Origin of the sequence: Dietzia timorensis, assembly GCF_020742175.1 — a bacterium.
In the GTDB taxonomy this organism is placed as follows: domain Bacteria; phylum Actinomycetota; class Actinomycetes; order Mycobacteriales; family Mycobacteriaceae; genus Dietzia; species Dietzia timorensis_A.
The window spans coordinates 41,418-65,691 of the sequence record NZ_DYXM01000276.1 but is presented as its reverse complement, the minus strand read 5'-3'; the positions used below and the strand labels follow the sequence as shown (position 1 = coordinate 65,691).

Below are 24,274 nucleotides of genomic sequence, written 5' to 3'. Positions count from 1 at the left end.
GACATGTCACGCTTCGATCCCGCGTACTTCCCCGATCCGGAGACCTTCATTCACTCCGATGTCGATGAGCTCGCCGCTGCCGCCGCGAACGCAATCGCAGAGGTACTAGCCGAGACTCGTGAGACCCAGGGCAGGCCCGCACGCATCAGCCTCACCGGAGGCGGCGCAGGTCTGCGAACCGCGCGTCGCCTCGCCGCTGCCGACATCGATTGGACGGGCGTCGAGGTGCATTTCGGGGACGAACGTTTCGTCCCGCGAAGCGATCCCGAGCGCAATTCCGCGCAGGTCCGCGAGGCGCTACTGGATCGGGTCTCCGGGTATACGCTCGTCGACTGGCCTGCCCCGGGCGATGACGGCGCCGCGAACGTCGATGAGGCGGCCGCGAGCTTCGCCGCCGCGCATCCACTTCCGTCCGGCGATTCCCCGACCTTCGATCTGTTCCTGCTCGGAATGGGCGGCGAGGGGCACGTGAACTCGGTGTTCCCGCACAGCCCTCAGGTCGCCTCCGACGCGGCCGACGTCATGGCCGTGCACGACTGCCCCAAGCCGCCGCCCGAGCGGATGACCTACTCCCTCGACGTCGTGCGCCGCTCGGCGCACGTGTTCTTCCTCGTCGCCGGGTCGGAGAAGGCCGAGGCGGCTGCAGCGGCGCTCGACGGTGCGGATCCGAAGCAGTGGCCGGCGGCAGGGGCGCGGGGCACGTCCTCGACGCGGTGGTTCCTCGACGAGGCAGCGGCCGCCGAAATCGGGCGTTAGCGGCTGCGCCGGCCCGGGAAGCACATGGATAAATGACGGCGGACGCCGGGAACTCTGGGTGAGATCCGGCGTCCGCCGTCGTACATGTGAAGTTCTGAACCGAGCGCCAGTGGGTGGCGCGAGAGGCTAGAGGAACTCGAAGGTCACGCCCAGCCCGTAGACCAGGATGCATGCGAGCCAGAAGAGGCCGACCGCGACGGTGTAAATGTCGAGGTTCCGCTCGACGACGCTCGAACCCGACAGGCTCGACTGCATGCCGCCGCCGAACAGCGAGGACAGGCCGCCGCCCTTACCCCGGTGCATGAGCACGAGGAACAGCAACAACAGGCTGCTCAGGACGAGCAGGATTTCCAGCGCGATCTTCATTCGCTGCCGCTTCCTTTCCCAGTGGCGCGATCTGCGGAAATTCCGCAGTTCACGCGACTTAAGCGTTGACCGGCCCGCAGCCAGGCGAACAAATCCACCAGGGTGCGTGCACAACTCGGTCAACTCTACCGATTCCGTTCGCCTCCCTGCCAATCGCCACGCCGCCGACACGCGGCAAGCGCGGTGACGGCGAGGGCGATTGTGCTACTTGGAGCCACCGAGGGGGCCGTCCGCGGCGATGGCGGACAGCTGGGCGAACTCGTCGGGCTTGAGCGAGGCGCCGCCGACGAGGCCGCCGTCGATATCGTCCTGCGTAATCAGTTCGCCGATGTTGCCGGAATTGACCGAACCTCCGTAAAGCACGCGAACCTTCGCTGCTACCTCTGCCCCGGCGATCTCGGCGAGCGCCGAACGGATCGCAGCGCACACCTCCTGGGCATCGGCGGCGGAGGCGGTCTTGCCCGTGCCGATGGCCCATACGGGCTCGTAGGCGATGACGGACTTGCCGATCTGCTCTGCGCTCAGCCCAGCTAGCGAACCCTTGAGCTGCTCGACGACGAAGTCGACGTGGGTTCCTGCCTCGCGGATCTCGAGCTTTTCGCCGACGCACACGATCGGCGTCATGTTCGCCTCGAGTACCTTTGCCGCCTTCGCGGCGACGACCTCGTCGGTCTCGGCGTGGTATTCGCGGCGCTCGGAGTGGCCGACGACCACGTAGGTGCAGCCGAGCTTGGCGAGCATCGAGGCGGAGACCTCGCCTGTGTAGGCGCCCGAATCGTGTGCCGAGACATCCTGCGCGCCATACGCGAACGGGAGCTTATCGCCCTCGACGACGACCTGGACCCCGCGGATATCGACGAAAGGCGGGATAAACGCGACGTCGACCTTCTCGGTGTACTTGTCGGGAAGTGCGAAGGACACCTTTTGGACGAGCGCGATGGCCTCGAGGTGATTGAGGTTCATCTTCCAGTTGCCGGCGATGAGCGGCGTGCGCGAACTGGTGGACATGACTGCCTTCCTTTTCGGTTCGAAACGCTTACTTGGCGAGCGTGGTGACGCCCGGCAGTTCCTTGCCCTCGAGATATTCGAGGGAAGCTCCGCCGCCTGTGGAGATATGGGAGAAATTCTCCTCGCCAAGGCCGAGCGTGCGCACGGCGGCGGCGGAGTCACCGCCACCGACGACGGAGAACGCCCCGTCCTTGGTCGCCGAGATGATGGCCTCGGCGACACCACGGGTGCCGGCTGCGAAGGCCGGGAACTCGAACACGCCCATCGGCCCATTCCAGAAGATCGTCTTCGCGGCGCCGAGCTTCTCCGCGAATGCCTTCACGGACTCGGGTCCGATGTCGAGGCCCATCTTCCCTTCAGGGATTGCGTCGACGGCCACCGTCTCGTGCGGCGCGTCGGCTGCGAAACCCTCGGCGGCGACGACGTCGGTGGGAAGGGCGATGACGTCGCCGAACCGGGCGAGGAGGTCCTTGCAGGTGTCGATCATATCGTCCTGCAGCAGGGACGAACCGACGCTGTAGCCCTGGGCCGCGAGGAACGTGAAGCACATGCCGCCGCCGATAACGAGCGTGTCGACCTTGGGTGCGAGGGACTCGATGACACCGAGCTTGTCGGAGACCTTCGAGCCGCCGAGCACGACGGCGTAGGGGTGCTTGGTGTCGCCGGTGAGCGACTGCAGCACGTCCACCTCGGCTTGGACGAGCTTGCCCGCGTAGGACGGGAGCAGCGAGGCGACGTCGAACACCGAAGCCTGCTTGCGGTGGACCACGCCGAATCCGTCGGACACGAATGCGCCGTCCTCGCCCACGAGCGACGCAAGTTCCTTGGCGAACTCCGCTCGCTCAGCGTCGTCCTTGGACGTTTCGCGAGGATCGAATCGGACGTTCTCGACGAGCAGTACGTCTCCGTCGGTGAGGCCATTCGCGCGCTCGCGTGCATCGGATCCGACGACGTCATCGGCGAGCTGTACGTACTGATCCAGCTGGGAGGAAAGTTCCTCGGCGACGGGGCCGAGCGAGAACTCGGGGTCGGCTTCGCCCTTGGGGCGGCCCAGGTGGGCGGTGATAACGAGCGCCGCACCAGCGTCGAGGAGAGCCTTGAGCGTCGGGATGGACGCGGTGATACGGCCGGTGTCCGTGATGGTTGACCCGTCGAGCGGAACGTTGAAGTCCGAGCGCACGAGGATCTTGCGGCCGGAGACGCCGGCGGACAGCAGGTCGTCGAGAGTATTGACGTTCATGAGTACCTCGAAATCGTTGGAATTGCAGATAGAGAACAATGCCCAAGCCGCGGATCTGCCGCACGCGACTTGGGCATTGTTCGTGGACTCTTCTGAGAGTCGATGGGTACCGGAGCGGTACTTACAGCGACTTGCCGACCAGGGAGACGAGGTCGGCGAGGCGGTTGGAGTAGCCCCACTCGTTGTCGTACCAGGAGGCGATCTTCACCTGTCCATCGATGACCTTGGTCAGCGGAGCGTCGAAGATCGACGAGTGCGGGTCGGTAACGATGTCCGAAGACACGATCGGGTCCTCGTTGTACTTGAGGATGCCCTTGAGCGGTCCCTCGGCGGCGGCCTTCATCGCGGCGTTGACCTCTTCGACGGTCGCCTTCTTCTCGAGCTCGGCGGTGAGGTCGGTGAGGGAGCCGGTGGGCAGCGGGACGCGGACGGCGTAGCCGTCGAACTTGCCCTTGAGCTCGGGGAGCACGAGCGAAACGGCCTGCGCGGCACCGGTGGAGGTCGGCACCATGTTGATTGCGGCGGCACGGGCGCGGCGCATGTCCTTGTGCGGCGCGTCCTGCAGGTTCTGGTCCGCGGTGTACGCGTGAACGGTGGTCATCAGGCCCTTGACGATGCCGAACTCGTCGTTGAGGACCTTGGCGACCGGCGCCAGGCAGTTCGTGGTGCACGAGGCGTTGGAGATGATGGTCTGCGACCCGTCGTATTGGTCGTCGTTGACGCCCATCACGATGGTGATGTCCTCATTCTTCGCCGGAGCGGAGATGATGACCTTCTTGGCTCCGCCTTCGAGGTGGCCCTTGGCCTTCTCCGCGTCGGTGAAGATACCGGTCGACTCGACGACAACGTCGACGTTGTAGTCGCCCCACGGCACTGCCGCCGGGCCTTCCTTCACAGCGAGTGCACCGATCTTGCGGTCGCCGATGGTTAGCGAGTTGTCGTCGTACGTGACGTCCTCGCCGAGGCGTCCGAGCACCGAGTCGTACTTGAGAAGGTGCGCCAGGGCATCGTTCGTGGTGAGGTCGTTGACACACACGATCTCGATGTCGGTGTTGCCGGCGGCGCGAAGGGCCTCGACTGCGCGGAAGAAGTTACGGCCAATGCGGCCAAAGCCATTGATGCCTACGCGTACGGTCACGACTTACTCCTAGAGATATGTGAAAAGTCTTGAGCTTTTACTGGGTCCGTTGCGGGGGCTGCCCACACGGGATGCACCCCGATGGAACCGATTGCGCCGGTCCTCCGCGACCCTTTGGGTCCCGGCGGCGAGCAAACGCCACGGATACGTGGTGGTCCAGCGGGTATTGCCGCGATTTTCGCAGCCCACGGCCTCCACCCTAGCGAACTTGCCCACGTAGCTGCGGGAGGCATCCCGGAATTATGACGTCGGAGTTCACTCCTCGTCGAGGAGTTCCTCGGTCACGGCCGAATCGGTGTCGGGAATGCCGAGTTCCGCGGCCTTTCGATCGGCCATGGACAGCAGGCGGCGGATGCGCCCGGCTATTGCGTCCTTGGTCATCGGTGGCGAGGCGAGCTGGCCGAGCTCCTCAAGTGAACTCTGGCGATGGGTGGTGCGAAGTTCTCCCGCGGTGAGCAGATGGTCGGGAACGTCCTCACCGAGAATGTCGAGCGCCCTTTCCACGCGGGCCGCCGCCGCGACTGCGGCCCGGGCGGAGCGGCGCAGGTTCGCGTCGTCGAAATTCGCAAGCCGATTCGCTGTGGCGCGGACCTCGAGACGCGACCGGGAATCATCCCACGCGGACTTGGTCTTCGGCGCACCGATCACACCGAGCAGGGTCGAGATGGCCTCGCCGTCGCGAATCATTACGCGATCGGAGCCACGTGCCTCTCTGGCCTTTGCGGTGACGTCCAGCCGGCGTGCCGCCCCGACGAGAGCCATCGCCGCCTCGGTGCTCGGTGCCGTGATTTCCAGCGCGGCGGAACGGCCGGGCTCCGTAAGCGAGCCGTGGGCGAGGAACGCGCCACGCCAAACCGCCTGCGCGTCGTGCAGGGCCCCTCGAACGAGAGCCGGCGGCAGCCCCTTGACGGGGAAACCCCGACCGTCGACGAGCCCGAGAAGCCGTACGATATCGGTGCCCTTGTCGAGGATTCGGAGCACGTGCTTGTGGCCGCTACGTCCCGTGCCCGTGCCAATCTGGTGAATCTCCGGCCGGGACCCGAACAGCGAATCGAGCTCGCCCGACAGGCGGTAGGCGATGTCGGAGTTCTCGACCTCGACCTCGATGACGAGGCGATGGGACATCGGCTGCAGGGTTCCGGCGTAGCGGATGATCGTGGCCACCTCTGCGCGCCGGGCAGACTCGCGATTGTCGTGAACACGCACGAGTTCTTGCTTGACCTGGGCGGTCAGCGACATTGATGGCTCCTTAATGTGCTTGTGCGCAGATATGCGCTCACAAGTGTAAGTAACTGGGATTCACGGCGTGCGGCGCCCCGGAAATAATCGTCTCGATGTCGGATCGCGGAATCCGCTTCAGTTGGCTCGCCCGATACGGCCGAGGGCCTCTCCCAGCGCCTCCGGATCGTGAATTGGACGGATACCGCCGTTCGCGGATTGCTTCGCGACCTCGGCCATCACCACCTGCGCGCCGAGAGATTCCGCCGTCCGGTTGACCTGTCCCATCTCTCCCTCGCTCAGTCCCGTTCGCGGGTCCAGGACGATGGCATCGAAATCGAGGCCGGGCGCATGCTGGCGCAGGACGTGTAGGTGCCGCTCTGTCGAGAATCCGGCTGTCTCCCCCGGCTGCGGGGCAAGATTGAGCACGAGCACCTTCTTCGCCGGCGTCTGCGCGAGCGCGGTGGAGATCTCGGGAACCAGGACGTTGGGAATCACCGATGTGAACCAGGAACCCGGCCCGAGAACGACCATGTCCGCCTCGGATATGGCTTCCACGACGCCCGGCGTGGCGGGAGGATCGGACGGGATGAGTCGCACGCGCCGCACCTGCCCGGGGGTCGACGCGACCGCCACCTGCCCGACGATCGTTCTTACGACCCGTGGATCGGCCTCAAGCCCAAAGACGTCGGCTGCTATGTCCAGCGCCACCGGCGACATCGGCATGACGTTTCCGACCGAACCCAGCAGGTCCTCCACCACCCGGAGTGCCGCAACCGGGTCGGCGAGTTGCTCCCACAATCCCGCGAAAACGAGATTGCCCACGGCATGTCCAGCAAGAGCTCCGTTCCCCCCGTAGCGGTGCTGAAAAAGCGAGGCGAGATCCTGGTGCTCCTCCGACTCACCCGCGAGAGCGCACAACGCCATACGCAGGTCTCCCGGGGGCAAGATTCCGAGCTCTCGGCGCAATCGACCCGAGGAGCCACCGTCGTCGGCCACGGTCACGACGGCCGTGAGCCTCGACGCGATCCGCCGAGCCGCCGAAAGCGTGGCGGCGAGCCCGTGTCCACCGCCGAAGGCGACGAGCGAACCCACGTCCAGGTTCGAGTCGACCGACTCATTCGTGCGGGAAATCTTGCGGGCGGAAGGAGAATCCGGATGCATATGAAGCCTCTATTCCCGACCGAGATCGCGATGCACGACGGCGACCTCGACGTTGTCCAGTGTGCGTAGGCGCTTACCGAGTTCTTCCGCCACCGCCACACTTCGATGCTTTCCGCCGGTGCAGCCCACCCCGAGGATCATGTAGCGCTTGCCCTCGCGGCGATAGCCGTCCATCGCGATCTCGGCCATCTTCTCCGCGTTCTCGAGATATTCCTCGACGCTCGGGTCGGACAGCACGTACTCGGAGACGGCGGCATCGCGGCCGGAAAAGCGTCGCAGCTCGGGAACCCAATAGGGGTTCGGGAGGAAGCGCATATCGAGCTGGAGGTCGACGTCCCTGGGAACGCCGTATTTGAAACCGAACGATTCGACGATCACCTGGAAACCGAACTCGGGGTTACCGAACGGAACCTCAAGCCTGCGGCGCAAGTCGTGCACCGACAGTGAGGAGGTGTCCACGACGACGTCAGCGCGCGTGTATAGCCCCGTGAGGTGGTCGCGCTCCTTGTTGATGCCGTCGACGATCCCGTCTCCGGTCTGGAGGGGATGACGGCGACGGACGGAATTGAACCGCTGCACGAGAGAGTCCTCGGAAGCATCGAGAAACAGCACCCGAAGTTGGTTTCCGAATGCGGCGATGAACCTGTAGACGAGATTGAGGTTGTTCATCAGGCCGAGCGTGCGCACGTCCAGGACCACCGCGAGCCGCATGATCGGCTCGTCGGGCTTGGTGGCAACCTGAGCAAGCGCGGGGAAAGTTTCGATGGGCGGGTTGTCGACCACGTACCAACCGAATTCCTCGAGAACCTTCGACGCCGCATTCTTGCCGGCCCCACTCATTCCGGTGACAAGCAGGAACTCCTGATCGGGCAGCATCGGATTCTTCGTGGGAAATGGATTGTGTGGAGTACGGGCCATCGCTTCGACCTCAACTTTCTTTCGGTGCCCCGCCGGGCGCCGCCGCATCGGTGTCTTCGTCTGCCACTGCGGCTGCGGCTGCGTCCAAGTCTTTCATTTTTCCGCGTACGGCCGGTGAGTTCGTACTTAGAGCATCGGCGATGTTCTCGGCCGCCTTGCGCCCGATCCCGTGGACCTCCTGCAGCTCGGCGACGCTCGCCGCGGAGATCGCCGCGATCGAGCCGAATTTGTCGATCAGCGCCTTTCGTCGCGTGGGCCCGAGACCTGGGATCTCGTCGAGACGCGAGGAGGTCATGCGTTTGCTTCTCGCTCCTCGGTGCGCGCGAATAGCGAACCGGTGCGCTTCGTCTCGAAGCCGCTGGAGCATGTACAAACCCTGCCCCTGTCGCGGGAAAATCACGGGGAATTCCTCCCCCGGGACCCATATCTCCTCGAGCCGCTTCGCGATCCCCACGACGGGCACATCGGTGATCCCGAGTTCGTCCAGAACATCCTGTGCAGCCTCGACCTGCGGCTTCCCGCCGTCGACCACGAAAAGCTGCGGAGGGTAGGCGAACTTTCTCGATGACGACTCGGGAACCTGGTCTTCGACTACAGCACCGCCCTCGGCGGTTTCGTAGATGTCGTCGGGGGTGTCCGTGGGCGCGTGAAGGTGCCTGCGGAACCGCCGCCTGGTGACCTCGGCAATGGACGCGACGTCATCGGAGTGCCCGTCCCCTGCGGCCTCGGTGATCCGGTAGGTCCTGTAGTCCGATTTCTTCGGCAGACCATCTTCGAAGATTACGAGCGACGCCATGACATCCGTGCCCTGGGTGTGCGAGATGTCGACGCACTCGATGCGCAGGGGCGCCTGGTCGAGACCGAGATTCTCCGCGATCTCGGCGAGCGCCTCCGACCTGGTTGTCAGGTCACCGCTCCTGCGGAGCTTGTGCTGCTTGAGTGCCTCCATCGCGTTGCGATGGACCGTCTCCGCCAGATCCTTCTTCTCCCCTCGCTGCGGAACACGCAGCGAGACCTTCGATCCACGGAGCTCCGTAAGCACCTCGGAGAGCGGCTCTGCCTCCGCTGGGAGTGCAGGCACGAGAACCTCACGGGGAACGGCAACGCCCACCGGCTCGTCGGCCGTGGCAACCTGCTCGGCCTCCGTGCCGTAGAACTGGCCGAGAAAGTCGGCGATGACGTCGGGCGCCGCATCTTCCTGGCGGAACTCCCCATCGGGCCCGACGCCGTGGGAGTGCTCGACCACCCAGCCTCGCTGGCCCTGGATACGACCGGAGCGTACGTGGAACACCTGGACGCTGGCTTCGAGCTCGTCGATCTCGATACCGACCACGTCGGCGTCGGCCGCGTCGGAGAGAACTACGTTCTGCTTCTCCATCGCGCGCTCGATGGCACTGAGATCGTCGCGAAGCCGGGCCGCACGCTCGAAATCCAGATCCTCGGCCGCGGCGGACATCTCCTTGGTCAGGCGCCGGACGATCGGCCGCGTATTGCCGGATAGGAAGTCGCAGAATTCCATCACGATCGCGCGATGTTCGTCGGCGCTCACGCGGTCGACACACGGCGCACTACATTTGTTGATGTAGCCGAGCAGGCACGGCCTTCCCAGCTGTCCGTGTCGCTTGAACACCCCGGCGGAGCACGTTCTCGCGGGAAAGACCCTCGTCAACGTGTCGAGCGTGTCGCGGATCGCCCACGCGTGCGAGTACGGACCGAAGTAGCGCACTCCCTTGCGCCGCGGCCCCCGATAGACGAACAGTCGCGGGTACTTCTCGTTAAGGGTGACGGCGAGCATCGGGTACGACTTGTCGTCGCGGTAGCGGACGTTGAATCGGGGATCGTATTTCTTGATCCAGGTGTACTCGAGTTGGAGCGCTTCGACCTCCGTGCCCACCACGGTCCAGACAACCGATGCCGCCGACGTCACCATCTGGCGTGTGCGCGGGTGCAGGAGCGTGAGGTCCTGGAAATAGTTTCCCAACCGCGAGCGAAGGTTCTTGGCCTTGCCGACGTAGATCACTCGTCCGTGTTCGTCGCGAAATCGGTACACGCCGGGGTCCGTGGGAATGGTCCCCGTGGCCGGGCGGTAGCTCTGTGGATCCATAGTGGCTCCGCAGGCTATCGGTCGGCGACGTTTTCGGGGTCCGCGGCGCTGGGCTTGTACTTGAGTGCGACGTCGCGGAGTGCGTGCATGGCGGTCACGGCGGAATCGCCGTCCATCGCCTGAATCGCCGGAATGCCCACGTGCTCGTACGCGGGAAGCTCGAGTCGCGCCCACTGCGCCGACAGAGGAAAGGTGAAGCCGACGATGTCTTCCCAGCGGTAGAGTTTCGTTGCCAGCAGGCCTGCGAGTTCCACGCCCGAGGATCCGGCGCGGATCCGGATACGAAGCAGCAGGAGAATCAATCCTGCCAGGATGATGCCGATGGCAACGAACGCGAGCTGATCGGCGCTACCGATATGGACCCCGGTATCGCGGCCCGCGGTGAGCGTGAGTGCCCAGATGATGTGGAGAATAAGCACGACCACCGCGATGGCGACGGTCCACACGCGGAGCTTTTTCGGGCGGAACTCGAGCTCCCATTCCGAATTGCGGGTGTCGGAGTTCGACTGTTGCTCTTCGCCGCTCACGTGCAGCTCCTTCGAAAAAACATAGGACCAAATGATCGGGTGTGCGAGGTACCCATTGGCCACGATAGTCCAGTGGTACGACAGCCCCGCTATCTGGAGAGCTCGCGAAGCCTGCGTAGCTCGAGCGCCGCGCCGAGAGCAGCGGAGACTGCTTCGCCGCCTTTGTCTTCGGCGGAGCCGGGGTGGCCGTCCCGGGCGACGGCTTGTTCGTACGAGTTGACCGTAAGTACACCGTGGGCCACGGGAACGGATTCGTCGAGCGCGATTCTGGTGAGCCCATCGGTCACCGAATCGCAGACGTAGTCGAAATGCGGGGTCTCCCCGCGGATCACGACGCCGAGTGCGACGACGGCGTCCGTTTGGCGCGCGAGCTGCTGAGCGACGACGGGAAGCTCGACGGCCCCGGCGACCTGTGCCTCGACGACTGTCGCATTCGCCGCCTCGGCAACCGTGAGGGCGCGGCGGCGAAGCTGTTCGGTGAGTTCGGCGTTCCAAGCCGTGCGAACGATGCCGATCGTCAGCCCGCCTGCATCGGGAACCGTGGATTCCGGACGTCCCGTTCCGCTCATCGCGCGTTCCCCCGTCCTTCACCGTCGGCGAGATCCTGCAGGAGATGCCCCATCCGATCCCGCTTGGTCTGCAGGTATCGGGTGTTCTCCGGCGTTTGGTTGACCGGGCTGGGAACCCGCTCGGACACGACGATCCCGCCGAGCTCCAAGGCGGACACCTTCTTCGGGTTGTTCGTGATCAACCGGACGCTCTCGGCGCCGAGCTCACGCAGAATCTGCGCGGCGACCGAGTAATCGCGTGCATCGGCAGGAAGCCCGAGCTCGAGGTTCGCATCGACGGTGTCGGTTCCGCCGTCCTGCAGGTGGTATGCGGCAAGCTTCGCGGCGATGCCGATCCCGCGTCCCTCGTGCCCGCGGAGGTAGACGATCGCTCCCCTGCCCGCGGCGCAGATCTCCTCGACGGCCGCTTCGAGCTGCGCACCGCAGTCGCAGCGCAGCGAATGGAACACGTCGCCGGTGAGGCATTCGGAGTGCAGCCGTGCAAGGACGGGCTCGGGACCGACGAAACGTCCGTCGGTGAGCTCTCCCGCGACGAGCGCGACATGCTCGACACCGGTGATCGAATCGCGGAAGCCGATGGCAGTGAGGTTTCCCGCAGGCACGGGCAGCGATGCCGCCGCGACCTGCTCGACCTGGGTCTCGTTTCTCCTGCGCCACGCACGCAGCGCGTCGATCGAGACGAGCGCAAGGTCGTGCTCGTCGGCGATGCGACGCAGCTCCGGGGTGCGCGCCATGGTCGTCGGATCCTCCTCCGACACCACTTCGCAGATGACGCCGGAGCTGGCGCGACCCGCCAGTCGGGCGAAATCCACCGCTGCCTCGGTGTGGCCGGGGCGCTCGAGAACTCCGCCGTCACGGGCCCGCAACGGAACGAGGTGTCCGGGCCTCGACAGGTGTGCAGCGGTTGCGGAGGGATCGGCCAACACCCGTGCGGTGCGTGCGCGGTCGGTGGCTGAGATCCCGGTGGTTATTCCTTCGGCGGCATCGCAGGTGACGGTGTACGCGGTGCCGTGGGGGTCGGTGTTGTTCTTGACCATCGGCGGGAGGCCCAGGCGGTCGCAGTCGGGTCCTTGGAGAGCGACGCAGACATAGCCCGAGGAATAGCGCACGAGAAAGCCCATGAGTTCGGGAGTCGCTGCGTCGGCGGCGAAAATGAGGTCGCCCTCGTTCTCGCGGTCCTCGTTGTCGACCACGATGATGGCCTTGCCGGCGGCGATATCGGAGATGGCCCGTTCGATCGAGTCGAACGGGACCCCGTCATGGGAGCCGTCGACCGAGTCGGTGGCGGGCTGCGAAGGCGTCACGGTGTGCGTCAACCTCGACTTTCGGTTGCGTTGTCGGGCGCGCATCTTCCGCGCTCCCGCCGGGTTCGAGTGGATGGTGGCTAGCTCTGTCTAATGTTTGTGGAGAATTCGGTGAGCCGTGCGATGTGTTTGGCCACAACGTCGGTTTCGAGGTTCACGGCGTCCCCTTCCCGTAATTGTCCCAGGGTCGTGTCGGAGAGGGTAACCGGGATGAGCGAAACCTCGAACCAGTGTTCTTTCGAGTCGGCAGGGCTGACCGCGGAGATCGTGAGCGAGACACCCGACACGGCGATCGACCCCTTCTCGACCACGAGCGGGGCGAGCTCGGCGGGGATGGAAAAACGAAGAACATCCCATTTGTCTCCACTGCTGCGGTGGAGAAGAGCCCCGGTCCCGTCGACGTGGCCTTGCACGATATGCCCGTCGAGCCGGGAATGGAGCTGCGCCGCCGGTTCGAGATTGACCGATGAACCGACCTTTACCTGCGACATCGCCGAACGTTCCATGGTTTCCCCCATGAGCTCGGTGACGAAAGATCCGTCGCCCGGTAGTTCCGTGATGGTCAGACACACCCCCGAGGTCGCGATGGAGTCCCCCAGCGAGGCGTCGCCGAGCACGTCCGATCCGCGGATGCGCATGCGAACGATATCTGCATCGGTCTCGATGGAGGTGACCTCGCCGATTTGGCGAATGATGCCAGTGAACACGTCCGTCATCCTTCTCTTTGCTCGATCGGGCCCCGCAGACGCGGCGTGAGGACCGCGAACAGGTCCGATCCGATCATTTCTATCGCTTCGATGGTAAACCTGTGCGTCTGCTCGATGGTGTCCACCCCAGCCCCGACTAGCGCCGATGTGCCCGCACCGAGTAGGGCGGGCGCAATATACGCTTCGATTCGGTTCACCATCCCCGCCTGCACGAATGCTCCGGCTAGTCGGGGGCCGCCTTCGAGAAGTATGGATTCGGTGCCCGGTCCGGCGGCGGACGCGATACTTCGAATCGCGGTGAGCGGATCTCTGGTCCGCAGAGGTAGGAACCGGCCATCGTCACCCCGCACGCGCGCTCCGGACGGAACCTCGCTCTCCCCCATGACGCACCGCAACGGCTGCCGCTCGAGCAGCCGGCCCTGGGCATCGCGCGCCGTGAGCGCCGGATCGTCGGCGAGCGCGGTGCCGGAGCCGACGACTATCGCGTCATGCAGCGAGCGACGGGCGAGCGTGTGCGCGCGCGCCTCGGTCCCCGTGATCCACTGGCTGGTGCCGTCTGCGGCGGCGGAGCGACCATCGAGGGACGCCGCGTATTTCCAGGTGACCTGCGGAAGCCCGGTCCGGGCGAGGTGGTACCAGGACCCGAGGGGGCCGACAAGAACATCGGCGCCTCGGCCGTCCGCCGTCATACCGACGTCCGCATGGACCTCGATCCCTCCGGCGGCCAGGCGTTCCGCCCCGCCGGAGGCGACGGGATTGGGGTCGCCGACCGCGTACACGACGGTGGCTAGGCCCTCTTCGAGGATTCGCGAGGCGCAAGGCCCGGTGCGCCCGGTGTGGTTGCACGGCTCGAGCGTGACGATGATGCTGCCGCCTCGCGCGCGGTCGCCTGCCGCATCGAGCGCGACGATCTCCGCGTGTCGCCCGCCCGCCGGTTCTGTCGCCCCGGTGGCGACGACGTTGCCGTCGGCATCGAGCACGACCGCGCCGACGGTCGGATTGGGCCGGGTCGTGCCCCACTGCTTCTCTGCAGTCCGCGCCGCCAGGTCCATGTAGGGCGCAAATCGCTCCCGCACGGATTGTGGCGGACCGGATCGCGAAGACATCAGCTCGTGGCGATCGAGCGCAGCGTGCGGACGGCCTCGTTCGGATCCTCGGCGCCGTAGACGGCCGAGCCGGCTACGTAGGTGTCGCATCCGGCTGCCGCGGCCTGGGCGATGGTGTCGGCCGAGATTCCGCCGTCGATCTCCAGTCGAGTATCGAGGCCGAGACGGTCGATCTCCGCCCGGAATGCGCGAGCCTTGTCGAGCATGTCGGGCATGAACGATTGGCCGCCAAAGCCGGGCTCGACGCTCATGATGAGCACGAGATCGAATTCGGGCACCATCTCGAGATAATCGTCCGCCGGAGTGCCGGGCTTCAACGTGAGCCCGGCCCCGCAGCCGGACTCGCGAAGCTTGCGTGCGATGGAGACCGGATCGTTCGTCGCCTCGACGTGGAAGGTCACGTTCGAGGCACCGGCGTCGACGTAGTCGCCGACCCAACGGCCCGGGTCCTCGATCATCAGGTGGCAGTCGAGTGGCTTGTCGGTCACCCTCTTGATCGCCTTCGCGACCGGGGCGCCGATGGTCAGGTTCGGCACGAAATGGCCATCCATGACGTCGACGTGTATCCAGTCGGCGTCCGGGATGCGCTGGATCTCGGTGTCGAGTCGGGCGAAATCAGCGGAAAGAATGGACGGGGCGATCACTACTGGTCGGCTCATGGTTCCCATCGTATTGGTTAGGCGTCGGCGCGCCGTAGCGCACACATGAACATCGCGTCGGTGCCGTGGCGGTGTGGCCACAGCTGAACCCAGGGGCCCTCTTCCCCGGAAAGCGCCTCGGGGAGGCCCTCGCGAACGTCGAGGATCTCCGCAGAATGACGCCGGACAGCGTCGTTTACTACCGAGACCGTCTCCGGCAGGTGCGGAGAACAGGTGGCGTAGACGACGACTCCGCCCGGGCGGACGAGTTTGAGCGCGCTCGCGAGCAATTCCTTTTGCAACGCAGTCAGCTCGGTCACGTCGTCCGGGGACCGACGCCAGCGGGACTCCGGGCGCCGCCGTAGCGCGCCGAGACCGGTGCACGGGGCATCGACGAGTACCCTGTCGAACCCGGGCTCCAAGCCGGGATTGCGTCCATCGGCGACCTTGACCTGCACGGGAAGCCCGTTGGTGGCGCCGTCGACGAGCTTTGCGCGATGGGCGGCAACTTCGATCGCCGTCACCTCGGCGCCGGCGATATCTGCGAGCGCGCCCAGCATCGTCGCCTTGCCGCCCGGCCCGGCACATAGGTCGAGCCAACGGCCGGTGTCCTCACCGTCGAGCGGCATATTCGCGGCGGCGAGCGCCACGAGCTGGCTGCCTTCGTCTTGCACGGCGGCGAGATGCTCTTTCACGGGCTCGAGGTCCCCCGGCGACCCGGAGGGAAGATATACGCCGTACGGGGACAGTTCCGCCTCGTCCCCACCGGTGATGAGTGCCAGCTCCTCGGCGGTGATCGCACCTGGTCGCGCAGCGAGATGCACTTTCGGTCGGGAATCATCCGCAGCAAGGAGCTGCGGGAGCTCCGCGGCATCTTTCCCGAGCGCGTTTGCGAAGGAGCGCACGATCCACTCCGGGTGTGCGGTTCCGATCGCCATGCGTTCGAACGGATCCGAGATCCCCTCCTGCAGGATGTGTGTCCAGCCGGCCAGATCATGAGCGGTGATCTTGTGCATCACCGCGTTGATGAACCCGGCCGCACGAATGAGCCCTTCCCGCTTCGCCAACTCTACAGTTGTATCGACTGCAGCATGTTGCGCTACACGAGTGTAGAGGAGCTGATAGGCACCGAGCCTGAGCACATCGAGAGCATCTGCGTCGATCTTGGCCGGCGATCGGCCCGCAGCCTTGGCGATGATTCGGTCCAACTGCCCCTGGGCGCGCGCGGTGCCATACGACAGTTCCGTCGCCAGCGAGGTGTCCCGCTCGTCGAGCTTTGCCTTCCGGAGCAGGGAGGGAAGCTCGAGATTTGCATAAGCGCCACGTTCGCGCACAGCCGTGAGAAGCGCCAGCGCCACCGCGCGCGGATCTTTGAGCTGCGGTCGCCGCCCCGTGTCCGCACCGGGGCCTTGTCGACGCTGACGTTGTGCCCTGTCCGCTCCGCGGCCTTGCCCGCGCTCTCCACCCTTCGCCCGGGAGGAGCTGCCTTTCTTGGGACCGGAACCCTGATTTTTCGGCCCGCGCCCGCCGGCGGAACCGGTGCCTGCGCGATTGCGGTTGTCGTCGCTCATGCGAATTGTGCTCCCGGTTCGATGTGGCTACCGCGTACCCAGTCCATGGCGTTCATCGGCTTCTTCCCTGGCGGCTGTAGCCGGTCGATCACGATGGGGCCGGTGGCGGTACCGACGAATAGAGTTTTCTTCGTCCAGTTGAGCTCACCTGCGGCGAGCCCGCCCGACTGCTCAGGAAGGGGATCTCCCGAAGGCAGAGTTACGGCCCAGATTTTGAAGCGCTCGCCGTCAAGCTCGGTCCACGCTCCGGGAGCCGGCGTGATGGAGCGGACGTGCCGGTCGACGGCGAAGGCCGGCAGGTCCCACCGGATTCGTGCGTCGGCGGAGCTGATCTTCCCAGTGTAGGAGACCCCGTCTGCCGGCTGCTCTACGGCGACGACCTCGCCGGATTCGATTCCGTCCAAAGTGGCGACAAGCAGGCCTGCCCCGGAGTCAGCGAGTCGTTCGAGAAGCGCGCCGGCGGTGTCCTCGGCCTTGATGGGTTCTGTGATCGTGCCGTATACCGGGCCGGTATCCATTGCCGCCTCGAGCCGGAACGTACTTGCGCCGGTGATCTCGTCGCCCGCGGCGATTGCCGCGTTGACCGGAGACGCGCCACGCCAAGCCGGCAGGAGAGAGAAATGTAGGTTGACCCACCCATGGCGAGGAATGTCGAGCACGTCCTGAGGAAGGATGTTTCCGTAGGCCACCACGGCTGCGGCCTCGATATCGAGGCCGCGGAGCGCGGTTGCCAGTTCGGGGTCTCGTCCGCTCGAAGGGGTAAGTACCTCGATCCCGGCGGCGTGTGCGACCTCGCCGACCGGCGAACGGTGCAGGGTGCGGCCTCTCCCCTTCGGCGCATCGGGACGAGTGATCACAGCGGCCACCTCGTGTGCATCGCTGTCGATGAGCGCTTTGAGGGACGGCACCGCGGTTTCCGGCGTACCTGCGAATACGATTCTCATCGGTCTATCGATCCTGAGCTTCGGCGACGGAGAGCTGGCCGGCCTCGACTTCTGCCGCGCCGATTTCCTCGAACACGAGATCCCCGAGGATGGCGGGCATGCCGAACCACTCGGCACTGCGTATCGCGGCCATCGCCTCTTTTCGGGCGTCCCCGGTCAGACGCTGCATGAACATTATCCCGTCGAGGTGGTCGATCTCGTGCTGACAAATGCGAGCGAGAAGCCCATCGGCGTGGAAACGAACCTCGTCACCGTTTTCATCGGTCCCGGTGACATCGATTTCCAGCGGTCGGTCGATCTCTCCGCCGATTTCGGGCACCGACAGGCACCCCTCGTAATCGAACTCGCTGTCCGAGCTGGGAACGGTGTAGCTCGGATTGATCAACGCACCGCGGTGTCCGTCTCTGTCGTCGTAGACGAAAACGCGGCGGGACACACCGACCTGCGGTGCGGCCAGACCGACCCCTTCGGCATGATCCATCGTGTCCCACATGTCCGTGACCAGCTTGCGCACGCCCGCGTCGATCTCATGCACCTCATCTGCACGTGTGCGCAGGACGGCGTCGGGAAAGAGCCGAATCGGTCGAATAGCCATGTGCGTAGGTACGTCCCTTCCTTGTCAGGCGCGCGATCACGGTCGCGACGTTAGCGCCCATTCTATTGCCGTGGCCTGGCCAAACCACCACTCGGTGTCGGCAGACTTCCCAATGGTTTGGGCCTAGCCGATGTGCAGCGGGTCCAGACGGATCCGAACAGGGCTGCCGTCCCGCCGGGTTGCTCGCGAGATCACCGCGGCGAGCAACGCGTGCGAGACCTGGTCCACCTGGTTGCGCGGTATCCGCACGAGCACGCGTTCGGGAACCTCGTCAGGGGCCGCCCCCGGAAGCGGCTCCGCCGACGGCACGTCCACCGGGCCCAAAATCTCCGGAACGAAGCCAAGACGCTCTGCGCCATGGTCCTCCACATAGTCGGACACAGCCATGACGTCGGAGGAGGCGCCGTCAATGGCGAACAGGTGCGCGGCGGGCGGAAACCCGACCTCGCGACGCTCCGCGAGTTCACGGTGCGCGAAACCATCGACGTCCCAGCGGATCAGCGCCTGCGCGATATCGGTGGACGCCTCGGCGGAGCAGAACACCTCGCCGCCATCGGAGTGCGAAACGACGAGCCTCGCCGCACCGACCCAACGGCGGAACGCCTGCTGGGTGGCGCGCAGGTCCGGTCTACTCAGCAATGTCCAGGCATCGAGAAGGAGCGCCGCCCCATAACCATGTTCGGGAGTCGGTTCGGCCCCTGGGGTCGAGACCACGAGCATCGGACCTTCGGGGGCGTCGGACAATGTCTCGGACCCCGATGCCCGGACGATCCTGGTGCCGGGAAACATGCGCCCGAGCTCTTCCGCAGTTCTGGAGGCACCGACAACACCGGCGCGCAACCTGCGCGAACCACATTCTGGGCAGCTGTAGGCAACGTCGTGTACACCGCACCAGCCACACACCAGAGCGCCGGCACCGTCGGTGTTCGCCTCCCCTATCGCCAATGGGCCATGGCAGCGCCGACAACGGGCGGGCGTTCGGCACTTTTGGCAGAGTAGCCGGGGTATATAGCCTCTACGCGGTACCTGGACGAGTACCGGCTGACCTCGGTCGAGTGCCTGGCGAGCCATCGTCATCGCCACGGTCGGCAGTCGGGTATGTCCGCCCGCGATATCGCGAGCCTGCACGGGATCCGCGTTGGTGACGGCGACAATCCTCGGAAGGCGTCTCCTGCTTTCCGGGGCAGCGGTGATCTCCGGCGCCCAACCAGCTTCGACGAGAGCGGCGACCTCTGGCGTACGAATCGGACCCGCCAGAACCAAAGGTGCGTGAGCAAGGGACGAGCGCAAGGTCGCCACTTCCCTGGCGTGTGGATACGGCGCGCGCGGCTCGGAGAGCGAATCGTCGCCGTCGTCCCAGACGATGATGATTCCCGGATGTCTCGCCGGCGCCCAGACCGCGCTCCTCGTGCCGACGACGACCTTCGCGTGCCCGCGAAGCACCTTGAGCCACCGCGTGTACCTGGCCTGCGGCCCGAGGCTCGCGGTGAGCTCGACTATGTCGCCCGGAGCGCGCCCGAAGTCGCCTGCCGCGTCTTTCAATCGGGACGAAACGACATCGACATCGCGCTGGTCGGGAACGACGATGATCGACTGTCGGTCGCCGGTCGCAGCGAAGAATGCGAGTTCGGCCAGCCGCGCGGCCCAATCCTCGCCCGGCGCGGGTGTCCACGCTCCACGCACCGGTTTGCCCGAAGCCATCGCAGATGCGAACGACGCGGCACGCGGATAACCGGACCAACTCTCCGGTAGCGAAGGCCGATCAGGTTGGCCTTCGTCCTGTGCTTCCTCGCCGTCGCTGGTTGCCGTTTCGGCCGGGGCGACGGAGCGTTCTGCGGTCGCATGGCGAGGGGGGATAGCGAGCCTGAACACATCAGACCTGGCACCGACCCAACGCGCGGCAACTCGATCGACGAGCGCGAACATCTCGGGGGTGACGACCACCTCGTCGGACACGATGCGGTCGATGTAGTGCAGCTCGCGGGGATGATCTGACGAGTCGGTCCGTTCGTAGACGAATGCGTCGACAAGCCGGCCGGCGAATCGAACTCGCACGCGAACACCAGGTTGCACACTTTCGGTGTCTTTCTCGTCGACGCGGTAGTCGAAGAGTCGATCAAGTTGCGGCAGCCCGAGAAGTGGCAAAACGCGCGCCACCGGCTTGTCCGAAGCCGGGGCGCGCGTTGAACTGGGTTTTGCCATCGTGTGTAGTTGTAGCACGGCGCCGCCGGTGGCGGGCGCCGCTACTTCTATCCGTTACCGATAGCGGCCTTGAGCTCGTCGGTGCGGTCCGTGCGCTCCCAGGGAAGATCGACATCGGTGCGGCCGAAGTGGCCGTAGGCCGCGGTCTGCGAGTAAATCGGGCGAAGCAGATCGAGGTCACGGATGATCGCGCCGGGGCGAAGATCGAACACCTTCGACACCGCGTTCTGGATGTCCTTCACCGGTGCGGTCTCGGTGCCGAAGGTTTCGACGAACAAGCCCACCGGGCTCGCCTTGCCGATGGCGTAGGCAACCTGCACCTCGGCCCGCTCGGCCAGACCGGCGGCGACGATGTTCTTCGCCACCCAGCGCATTGCGTATGCCGCGGACCGGTCGACCTTTGACGGGTCCTTACCGGAGAACGCGCCACCGCCGTGGCGGGCCATGCCGCCGTAGGTGTCGACGATGATTTTGCGTCCGGTCAGACCGGCGTCGCCCATCGGTCCGCCGAGCACGAAGCGTCCGGTGGGATTGACCAGGAGACGGTAGTCGGAGGTATCGATATTGTCCGCCGCATCGGCGAGCACCGGCTTCAGAACCTTCTCGGTGAGGTCGTCGGTGAGCGTCGTGTCGAGATCGATCTCGGGATCGTGCTGAGTCGAAATGACCACCGTGTCGAGGCGAACAGCCTTCTCGCCGTCGTACTCGATGGTGACCTGGGTCTTGCCATCCGGGCGGAGGTAGGAAAGCGTGCCGTCCTTGCGCACCTCGGTGAGGCGACGCGACAGGCGGTGCGCAAGAGCGATGGGCAGAGGCATCAGTTCGGGCGTATCGGAGCAGGCGTAGCCGAACATCAGGCCCTGGTCGCCGGCACCCTGCTTCGCGATCGCATCCTCGGCGTCTCCCTCGGTGCGCGCCTCGTGCGAGGTGTCCACGCCCTGCCCGATCTCCGGCGACTGAGCTCCGATGGAAATGGACACACCACACGTGTTGCCGTCGAAGCCCTTCTCCGAGGAGTCGTAGCCGACCTCGAGGATCCGCTTGCGGACGATATCGGGAATTTCGACGTAACCGGTCGTCTTCACCTCACCTGCCACGTGGACCTGGCCGGTGGTGACCATCGTCTCCACGGCGACGCGGGCATTTGCGTCTTGTTCCAACATCGCATCGAGAATCGAATCCGAGATCGCATCGCAGATCTTGTCCGGGTGACCTTCGGTGACAGACTCACTGGTAAACAGGCGGCGTGATTGATCCACTCCCGACTCCTATTCCTACGCTTGACGAATCCGAATGAATTCGCCCTCATTAGCCATTGACTAGCCGTCGCACCTAGGTGCGCGCTATCGCATTACGAATAACAGCCTAGACGGAACTGTCTACTCCGTGTCGGAGGTGGTCTCGGCTTGCTCCCGGCGGAACGTGAGCACGGCGTCGAAGATCCGCGCGGACACCGAATACTTCCCGGAGGTCGGTATCGCTTCTTCCCCACCGCCGCGACGCAGAACCCATCCGGCGTTGGTGTCCTGCCCGAATGCCTCGGTGCGCCCGACCTTGTTCACAATGAGCAGATCGCAGCCCTTTCGCGTGAGCTTCGCGCGACCATGGTCCAACACCGAGCCGTTGGCATCCCCGGTCTCCGCGGCAAAACCGACAAGTGTGACGTCGGAGGGAATTGCGCCCTCGGAACGGGCATTCACCAATCCGGCAAGTAAATCGGGATTGCGTCGGAGATGGATCGTCTCGGGCTCGTCGTCCGCGCCCTTCTTGAGTTTCGACTCGGATACCGACTCCGGGCGGAAGTCCGCGACTGCCGCGGCCTTGACGACGATGTCCACGCCAGGCGCCTTCTCCATCAGGAACTCTTGCATCTCGCGCGCGGAAATCACCCGATGGGTGTTCACGGCGGCCGGGTCGGGAAGATGTTGTGCCGCGGTTATCAGCGTGACCTCGGCTCCCCGCGCGGCGGCGACCGCAGCGATGGCGTGGCCCTGCTTGCCGGAGGACCGGTTCCCGAGATAGCGAACCGGGTCGAGCTCTTCGAGCGTGCCGCCGGCGGTGACGAGTACGGAAAGCCCGATCATGTCCTGGGGTAGCGCGGACGGGATGTCCAACAAGAGCTCGCCGAGGCGGCCGATCTCATCGGCCTCGGGCAGCCGACCAGCACCGGTGTCGGATCCGGTCAGTCGACCGGAAGCCGGGGGCATGACGGTAGCGCCATCGGCACGCAAGGTCGCGACATTCCGTCTGGTCGCGGGGTGCTCCCACATCTCCGTATGCATCGCCGGGGCGAAGAGGACGGGGCAGGTCGCAGTGAGCAGCGTCGTGGTGAGCAAGTCGTCTGCCCTGCCCTGGGCGACACGGGCGAGTAGATCTGCCGTCGCCGGGGCGACCACGACGAGGTCCGCCTGTTTACCCAGATTGACGTGTCTCACAGATGGGACGTCGGAGAACACGTCGGTGGAGACCGGGTTGCCCGAAAGCGCCTCGAATGTGGCTGCCCCGACGAAGCGGAGCGCCGATTCGGTGGGAATGACCACAACGTGGTGGCCGCGCTCGCGGAAATGCCGGACGAGCTGGCACGCCTTGTACGCGGCGATGCCGCCGCCGACGCCGACGATGACGCGGCCCTTGGTGCCGCCTTCCCAACCCGGCTGATCCACCATTTCAGCTACTGCTCGGAGTATTCCAACATGTCATGGTGGATCTCGCGCAGCGCCGTGGTGAGCGGCTTCTCCTGCGCCGAGGGGTTCACGAGCGGGCCGACATATTCCAGAATGCCGTCGGCGAACTGGTTGTAGTAGTCGTTGATCTGACGTGCACGCTTTGCTGCGAAGATCACCAGCGAGTACTTACTCGAGGCGCGCTCGAGCAGCTCGTCGATGGGCGGGTTGGTAATGCCCACCGGGGTGTCGTACAGCGGTGCGGATGAGTTGTTGGTCTCATCACCGGAAGCAGCCACGAATTTCCTCCTGCGTATTACTTGTCCAGGCCTGGACCGACTAGCAACTCTACCAGTTCGTCCACGGATTCAGAGATGTCGTCGTTGACGACGATGATGTCGAACTCGTCCTGGGCGTCCATTTCCTCCCGCGCCGTGGCCAGCCGCCGTTCGACGACCTCCGCAGTCTCGGTGCCCCGGGAGCGAAGCCGGCGTTCGAGTTCTTCCCACGACGGCGGGGCAAGGAACACGAACCGTGCATCGGGCGCGGTGGACTTTATGGCGCGAACCCCCGCCAGGTCCACCTCGACGAGCACGGGACGTCCGGCGTCAAGCGCTTCTTCGACGGGCGCCGCAGGCGTGCCGGAGAGCTGTATGCCGGAGTGGATCTCCGCCCATTCGAGCATTCGTCCGGAGGCGATCGCCGCCTCGAACTCGTCCTTGCTCACGAAGTAGTAATCGCGACCGTCCACTTCCCCCGGGCGCGGCGCGCGCGTCGTCATCGAGACGCTGAAGTAGAGGTTGTCGATTCGGTCGCGTAATCCGGCCACGATCGTGGATTTACCAACGGCAGAGGGGCCGGCCAGTACAACCAGCCGGCCCCTTGTGCGGGCCGGATCGGCGGAACCTTGGCCTTCTTGGCTAGCCACACCGATCCTTTCACTATGGGAGCGCCGAGCATCTCTGTTGGCTGCGCGCATCCGCTGTCTTCACAAGCAGCTGGGGCGGCTGCGAGGTGGCAGAAGGCAAAGTGCCTCTGCGTGTCGCAGCCGCCCCAGCGCGGACGAGTCTTAGTCGACCTCGAAGTCGAAGTGCTCCAGGAGGGCACGACGCTGGCGATCGCCGAGTCCGCGCAGACGGCGCGTCGGGGCGATCTCGAGGGTCTGCATGATCTCCTGGGCCTTGACCTTGCCAACCTTCGGGAGAGCCTCGAGAAGGGCGGACACCTTCATCTTGCCGAGGATCTCATCGGTCTCGGCATCTTTGAGCACCTGCTTCAGGTCGGTACCGCCTCGCTTCAGGCTCTCTTTGAGCTCCTTGCGGGCGCGACGGGCAGCAGCCGCCTTCTCCAAAGCGGCAGCGCGCTCTTCTGGGGTCAGCTGGGGAAGGGCCACAATTCCTCCGTAAGTTCGAGTGTTTCGTTCGTTGTCGTTGATGTGCGACTGCCAACGGTAAGGCATGCACACCGGTCAAAGTTAATCGCCCCCGGCGATGATGCGAAGCATATCCCGCCAGACGGCGGAAAAGCGCTTCTGCC

24 protein-coding genes are annotated in these 24,274 nt (G+C 65.2%); 1 reads left to right on the top strand and 23 read right to left on the bottom strand.

The window, feature by feature from the left end:
• Positions 1–3: 3 nt before the first annotated feature.
• Positions 4–756 (top strand): 6-phosphogluconolactonase, encoded by a 753-nt coding sequence (pgl, locus tag K8V11_RS14490; RefSeq protein WP_303915828.1) that lies wholly within the window; start codon positions 4–6, stop codon positions 754–756.
• A 126-nt stretch (positions 757–882) separates the two neighbouring features.
• On the opposite strand, the gene secG is transcribed toward pgl, so the two are convergent.
• From secG to mihF, 23 genes are all read right to left on the bottom strand, one after another.
• Complete coding sequence (gene secG / locus K8V11_RS14485; RefSeq protein WP_067471077.1) at positions 883–1,122, bottom strand: preprotein translocase subunit SecG; 240 nt, start codon at positions 1,120–1,122, stop codon at positions 883–885.
• A gap of 204 nt (positions 1,123–1,326) precedes the next feature.
• Complete coding sequence (gene tpiA, locus K8V11_RS14480; RefSeq protein ID WP_303915824.1) at positions 1,327–2,130, bottom strand: triose-phosphate isomerase; 804 nt, start codon at positions 2,128–2,130, stop codon at positions 1,327–1,329.
• A 28-nt stretch (positions 2,131–2,158) separates the two neighbouring features.
• Positions 2,159–3,370, bottom strand: coding sequence for a phosphoglycerate kinase (gene pgk / locus K8V11_RS14475; protein WP_303915819.1), 1,212 nt, complete (start codon positions 3,368–3,370; stop codon positions 2,159–2,161).
• Between the two features lie 121 nt (positions 3,371–3,491).
• Entirely contained in the window at positions 3,492–4,508 is a 1,017-nt protein-coding gene (gene gap, locus K8V11_RS14470) for a type I glyceraldehyde-3-phosphate dehydrogenase (RefSeq protein WP_303915816.1), read from the bottom strand.
• A gap of 255 nt (positions 4,509–4,763) precedes the next feature.
• Complete coding sequence (whiA, locus tag K8V11_RS14465; protein WP_303915811.1) at positions 4,764–5,747, bottom strand: DNA-binding protein WhiA; 984 nt, start codon at positions 5,745–5,747, stop codon at positions 4,764–4,766.
• A 117-nt stretch (positions 5,748–5,864) separates the two neighbouring features.
• Positions 5,865–6,890 (bottom strand): uridine diphosphate-N-acetylglucosamine-binding protein YvcK, encoded by a 1,026-nt coding sequence (yvcK, locus tag K8V11_RS14460; RefSeq protein WP_303915808.1) that lies wholly within the window; start codon positions 6,888–6,890, stop codon positions 5,865–5,867.
• A 9-nt stretch (positions 6,891–6,899) separates the two neighbouring features.
• A complete protein-coding gene (gene rapZ / locus K8V11_RS14455; protein ID WP_303915806.1) occupies positions 6,900–7,808 on the bottom strand; it encodes an RNase adapter RapZ in 909 nt (302 codons plus the stop codon).
• Positions 7,809–7,818: 10 nt separating this feature from the next.
• On the bottom strand, positions 7,819–9,912 hold the full coding sequence (uvrC, locus tag K8V11_RS14450; protein ID WP_303915803.1) for an excinuclease ABC subunit UvrC: 2,094 nt from the start codon (positions 9,910–9,912) through the stop codon (positions 7,819–7,821).
• A 14-nt stretch (positions 9,913–9,926) separates the two neighbouring features.
• Positions 9,927–10,439, bottom strand: coding sequence for a PH domain-containing protein (locus tag K8V11_RS14445; RefSeq protein WP_303915800.1), 513 nt, complete (start codon positions 10,437–10,439; stop codon positions 9,927–9,929).
• Positions 10,440–10,528: 89 nt separating this feature from the next.
• Positions 10,529–11,008: a 6,7-dimethyl-8-ribityllumazine synthase gene (ribH, locus tag K8V11_RS14440; RefSeq protein ID WP_303915796.1), complete on the bottom strand. Its 480-nt coding sequence runs from the start codon at positions 11,006–11,008 to the stop codon at positions 10,529–10,531.
• On the bottom strand, positions 11,005–12,312 hold the full coding sequence (locus K8V11_RS14435) for a bifunctional 3,4-dihydroxy-2-butanone-4-phosphate synthase/GTP cyclohydrolase II (RefSeq protein ID WP_303915793.1): 1,308 nt from the start codon (positions 12,310–12,312) through the stop codon (positions 11,005–11,007). Before K8V11_RS14435 ends, ribH begins: the two co-directional genes overlap by 4 nt.
• An 80-nt stretch (positions 12,313–12,392) precedes the next feature.
• Positions 12,393–13,019, bottom strand: coding sequence for a riboflavin synthase (locus tag K8V11_RS14430; protein ID WP_303915790.1), 627 nt, complete (start codon positions 13,017–13,019; stop codon positions 12,393–12,395).
• Positions 13,020–13,024: 5 nt separating this feature from the next.
• The gene (ribD, locus tag K8V11_RS14425) at positions 13,025–14,095 is read right to left on the bottom strand and encodes a bifunctional diaminohydroxyphosphoribosylaminopyrimidine deaminase/5-amino-6-(5-phosphoribosylamino)uracil reductase RibD (RefSeq protein WP_303915787.1); all 1,071 of its coding nucleotides are present in this window, start codon (positions 14,093–14,095) and stop codon (positions 13,025–13,027) included.
• Between the two features lie 29 nt (positions 14,096–14,124).
• Positions 14,125–14,784, bottom strand: coding sequence for a ribulose-phosphate 3-epimerase (rpe, locus tag K8V11_RS14420; protein ID WP_303915785.1), 660 nt, complete (start codon positions 14,782–14,784; stop codon positions 14,125–14,127).
• A gap of 17 nt (positions 14,785–14,801) precedes the next feature.
• Complete coding sequence (locus K8V11_RS14415) at positions 14,802–16,334, bottom strand: RsmB/NOP family class I SAM-dependent RNA methyltransferase (RefSeq protein ID WP_303915782.1); 1,533 nt, start codon at positions 16,332–16,334, stop codon at positions 14,802–14,804.
• On the bottom strand, positions 16,331–17,278 hold the full coding sequence (fmt, locus tag K8V11_RS14410) for a methionyl-tRNA formyltransferase (protein ID WP_303915779.1): 948 nt from the start codon (positions 17,276–17,278) through the stop codon (positions 16,331–16,333). Before fmt ends, K8V11_RS14415 begins: the two co-directional genes overlap by 4 nt.
• Before the next feature lie 4 nt (positions 17,279–17,282).
• On the bottom strand, positions 17,283–17,873 hold the full coding sequence (gene def / locus K8V11_RS14405; protein ID WP_303915776.1) for a peptide deformylase: 591 nt from the start codon (positions 17,871–17,873) through the stop codon (positions 17,283–17,285).
• A gap of 123 nt (positions 17,874–17,996) precedes the next feature.
• Positions 17,997–20,075 carry a primosomal protein N' gene (locus K8V11_RS14400; protein ID WP_303915773.1) on the bottom strand — a complete coding sequence of 693 codons (2,079 nt, stop codon included), beginning with the start codon at positions 20,073–20,075 and terminating at the stop codon, positions 17,997–17,999.
• Positions 20,076–20,122: 47 nt separating this feature from the next.
• Positions 20,123–21,334, bottom strand: a complete 1,212-nt coding sequence (gene metK, locus K8V11_RS14395; protein ID WP_303915770.1) for a methionine adenosyltransferase — start codon at positions 21,332–21,334, stop codon at positions 20,123–20,125.
• 120 nt (positions 21,335–21,454) lie between these two features.
• A complete protein-coding gene (gene coaBC, locus K8V11_RS14390; RefSeq protein ID WP_303915767.1) occupies positions 21,455–22,741 on the bottom strand; it encodes a bifunctional phosphopantothenoylcysteine decarboxylase/phosphopantothenate--cysteine ligase CoaBC in 1,287 nt (428 codons plus the stop codon).
• A 5-nt stretch (positions 22,742–22,746) separates the two neighbouring features.
• Positions 22,747–23,037 carry a DNA-directed RNA polymerase subunit omega gene (rpoZ, locus tag K8V11_RS14385; RefSeq protein WP_303915764.1) on the bottom strand — a complete coding sequence of 97 codons (291 nt, stop codon included), beginning with the start codon at positions 23,035–23,037 and terminating at the stop codon, positions 22,747–22,749.
• Between the two features lie 17 nt (positions 23,038–23,054).
• Positions 23,055–23,666 carry a guanylate kinase gene (gmk, locus tag K8V11_RS14380; RefSeq protein WP_303915761.1) on the bottom strand — a complete coding sequence of 204 codons (612 nt, stop codon included), beginning with the start codon at positions 23,664–23,666 and terminating at the stop codon, positions 23,055–23,057.
• 141 nt (positions 23,667–23,807) lie between these two features.
• Positions 23,808–24,131, bottom strand: coding sequence for an integration host factor, actinobacterial type (gene mihF, locus K8V11_RS14375; RefSeq protein WP_067471040.1), 324 nt, complete (start codon positions 24,129–24,131; stop codon positions 23,808–23,810).
• Between the last annotated feature and the right edge of the window lie 143 nt (positions 24,132–24,274).

Bases quoted from the DNA above. Each gene is read 5' to 3' on its own strand.
- pgl (WP_303915828.1), top strand. From the start codon at position 4: ATGTCACGCTTCGATCCCGCGTACTTCCCCGATCCGGAGACCTTCATT.
- secG (WP_067471077.1), bottom strand. From the start codon at position 1,122: ATGAAGATCGCGCTGGAAATCCTGCTCGTCCTGAGCAGCCTGTTGTTG.
- tpiA (WP_303915824.1), bottom strand. From the start codon at position 2,130: ATGTCCACCAGTTCGCGCACGCCGCTCATCGCCGGCAACTGGAAGATG.
- pgk (WP_303915819.1), bottom strand. From the start codon at position 3,370: ATGAACGTCAATACTCTCGACGACCTGCTGTCCGCCGGCGTCTCCGGC.
- whiA (WP_303915811.1), bottom strand. From the start codon at position 5,747: ATGTCGCTGACCGCCCAGGTCAAGCAAGAACTCGTGCGTGTTCACGAC.
- yvcK (WP_303915808.1), bottom strand. From the start codon at position 6,890: ATGCATCCGGATTCTCCTTCCGCCCGCAAGATTTCCCGCACGAATGAG.
- rapZ (WP_303915806.1), bottom strand. From the start codon at position 7,808: ATGGCCCGTACTCCACACAATCCATTTCCCACGAAGAATCCGATGCTG.
- uvrC (WP_303915803.1), bottom strand. From the start codon at position 9,912: ATGGATCCACAGAGCTACCGCCCGGCCACGGGGACCATTCCCACGGAC.
- ribH (WP_303915796.1), bottom strand. From the start codon at position 11,008: ATGAGCGGAACGGGACGTCCGGAATCCACGGTTCCCGATGCAGGCGGG.
- rpe (WP_303915785.1), bottom strand. From the start codon at position 14,784: ATGAGCCGACCAGTAGTGATCGCCCCGTCCATTCTTTCCGCTGATTTC.
- K8V11_RS14415 (WP_303915782.1), bottom strand. From the start codon at position 16,334: ATGAGCGACGACAACCGCAATCGCGCAGGCACCGGTTCCGCCGGCGGG.
- fmt (WP_303915779.1), bottom strand. From the start codon at position 17,278: ATGAGAATCGTATTCGCAGGTACGCCGGAAACCGCGGTGCCGTCCCTC.
- def (WP_303915776.1), bottom strand. From the start codon at position 17,873: ATGGCTATTCGACCGATTCGGCTCTTTCCCGACGCCGTCCTGCGCACA.
- K8V11_RS14400 (WP_303915773.1), bottom strand. From the start codon at position 20,075: ATGGCAAAACCCAGTTCAACGCGCGCCCCGGCTTCGGACAAGCCGGTG.
- coaBC (WP_303915767.1), bottom strand. From the start codon at position 22,741: ATGGTGGATCAGCCGGGTTGGGAAGGCGGCACCAAGGGCCGCGTCATC.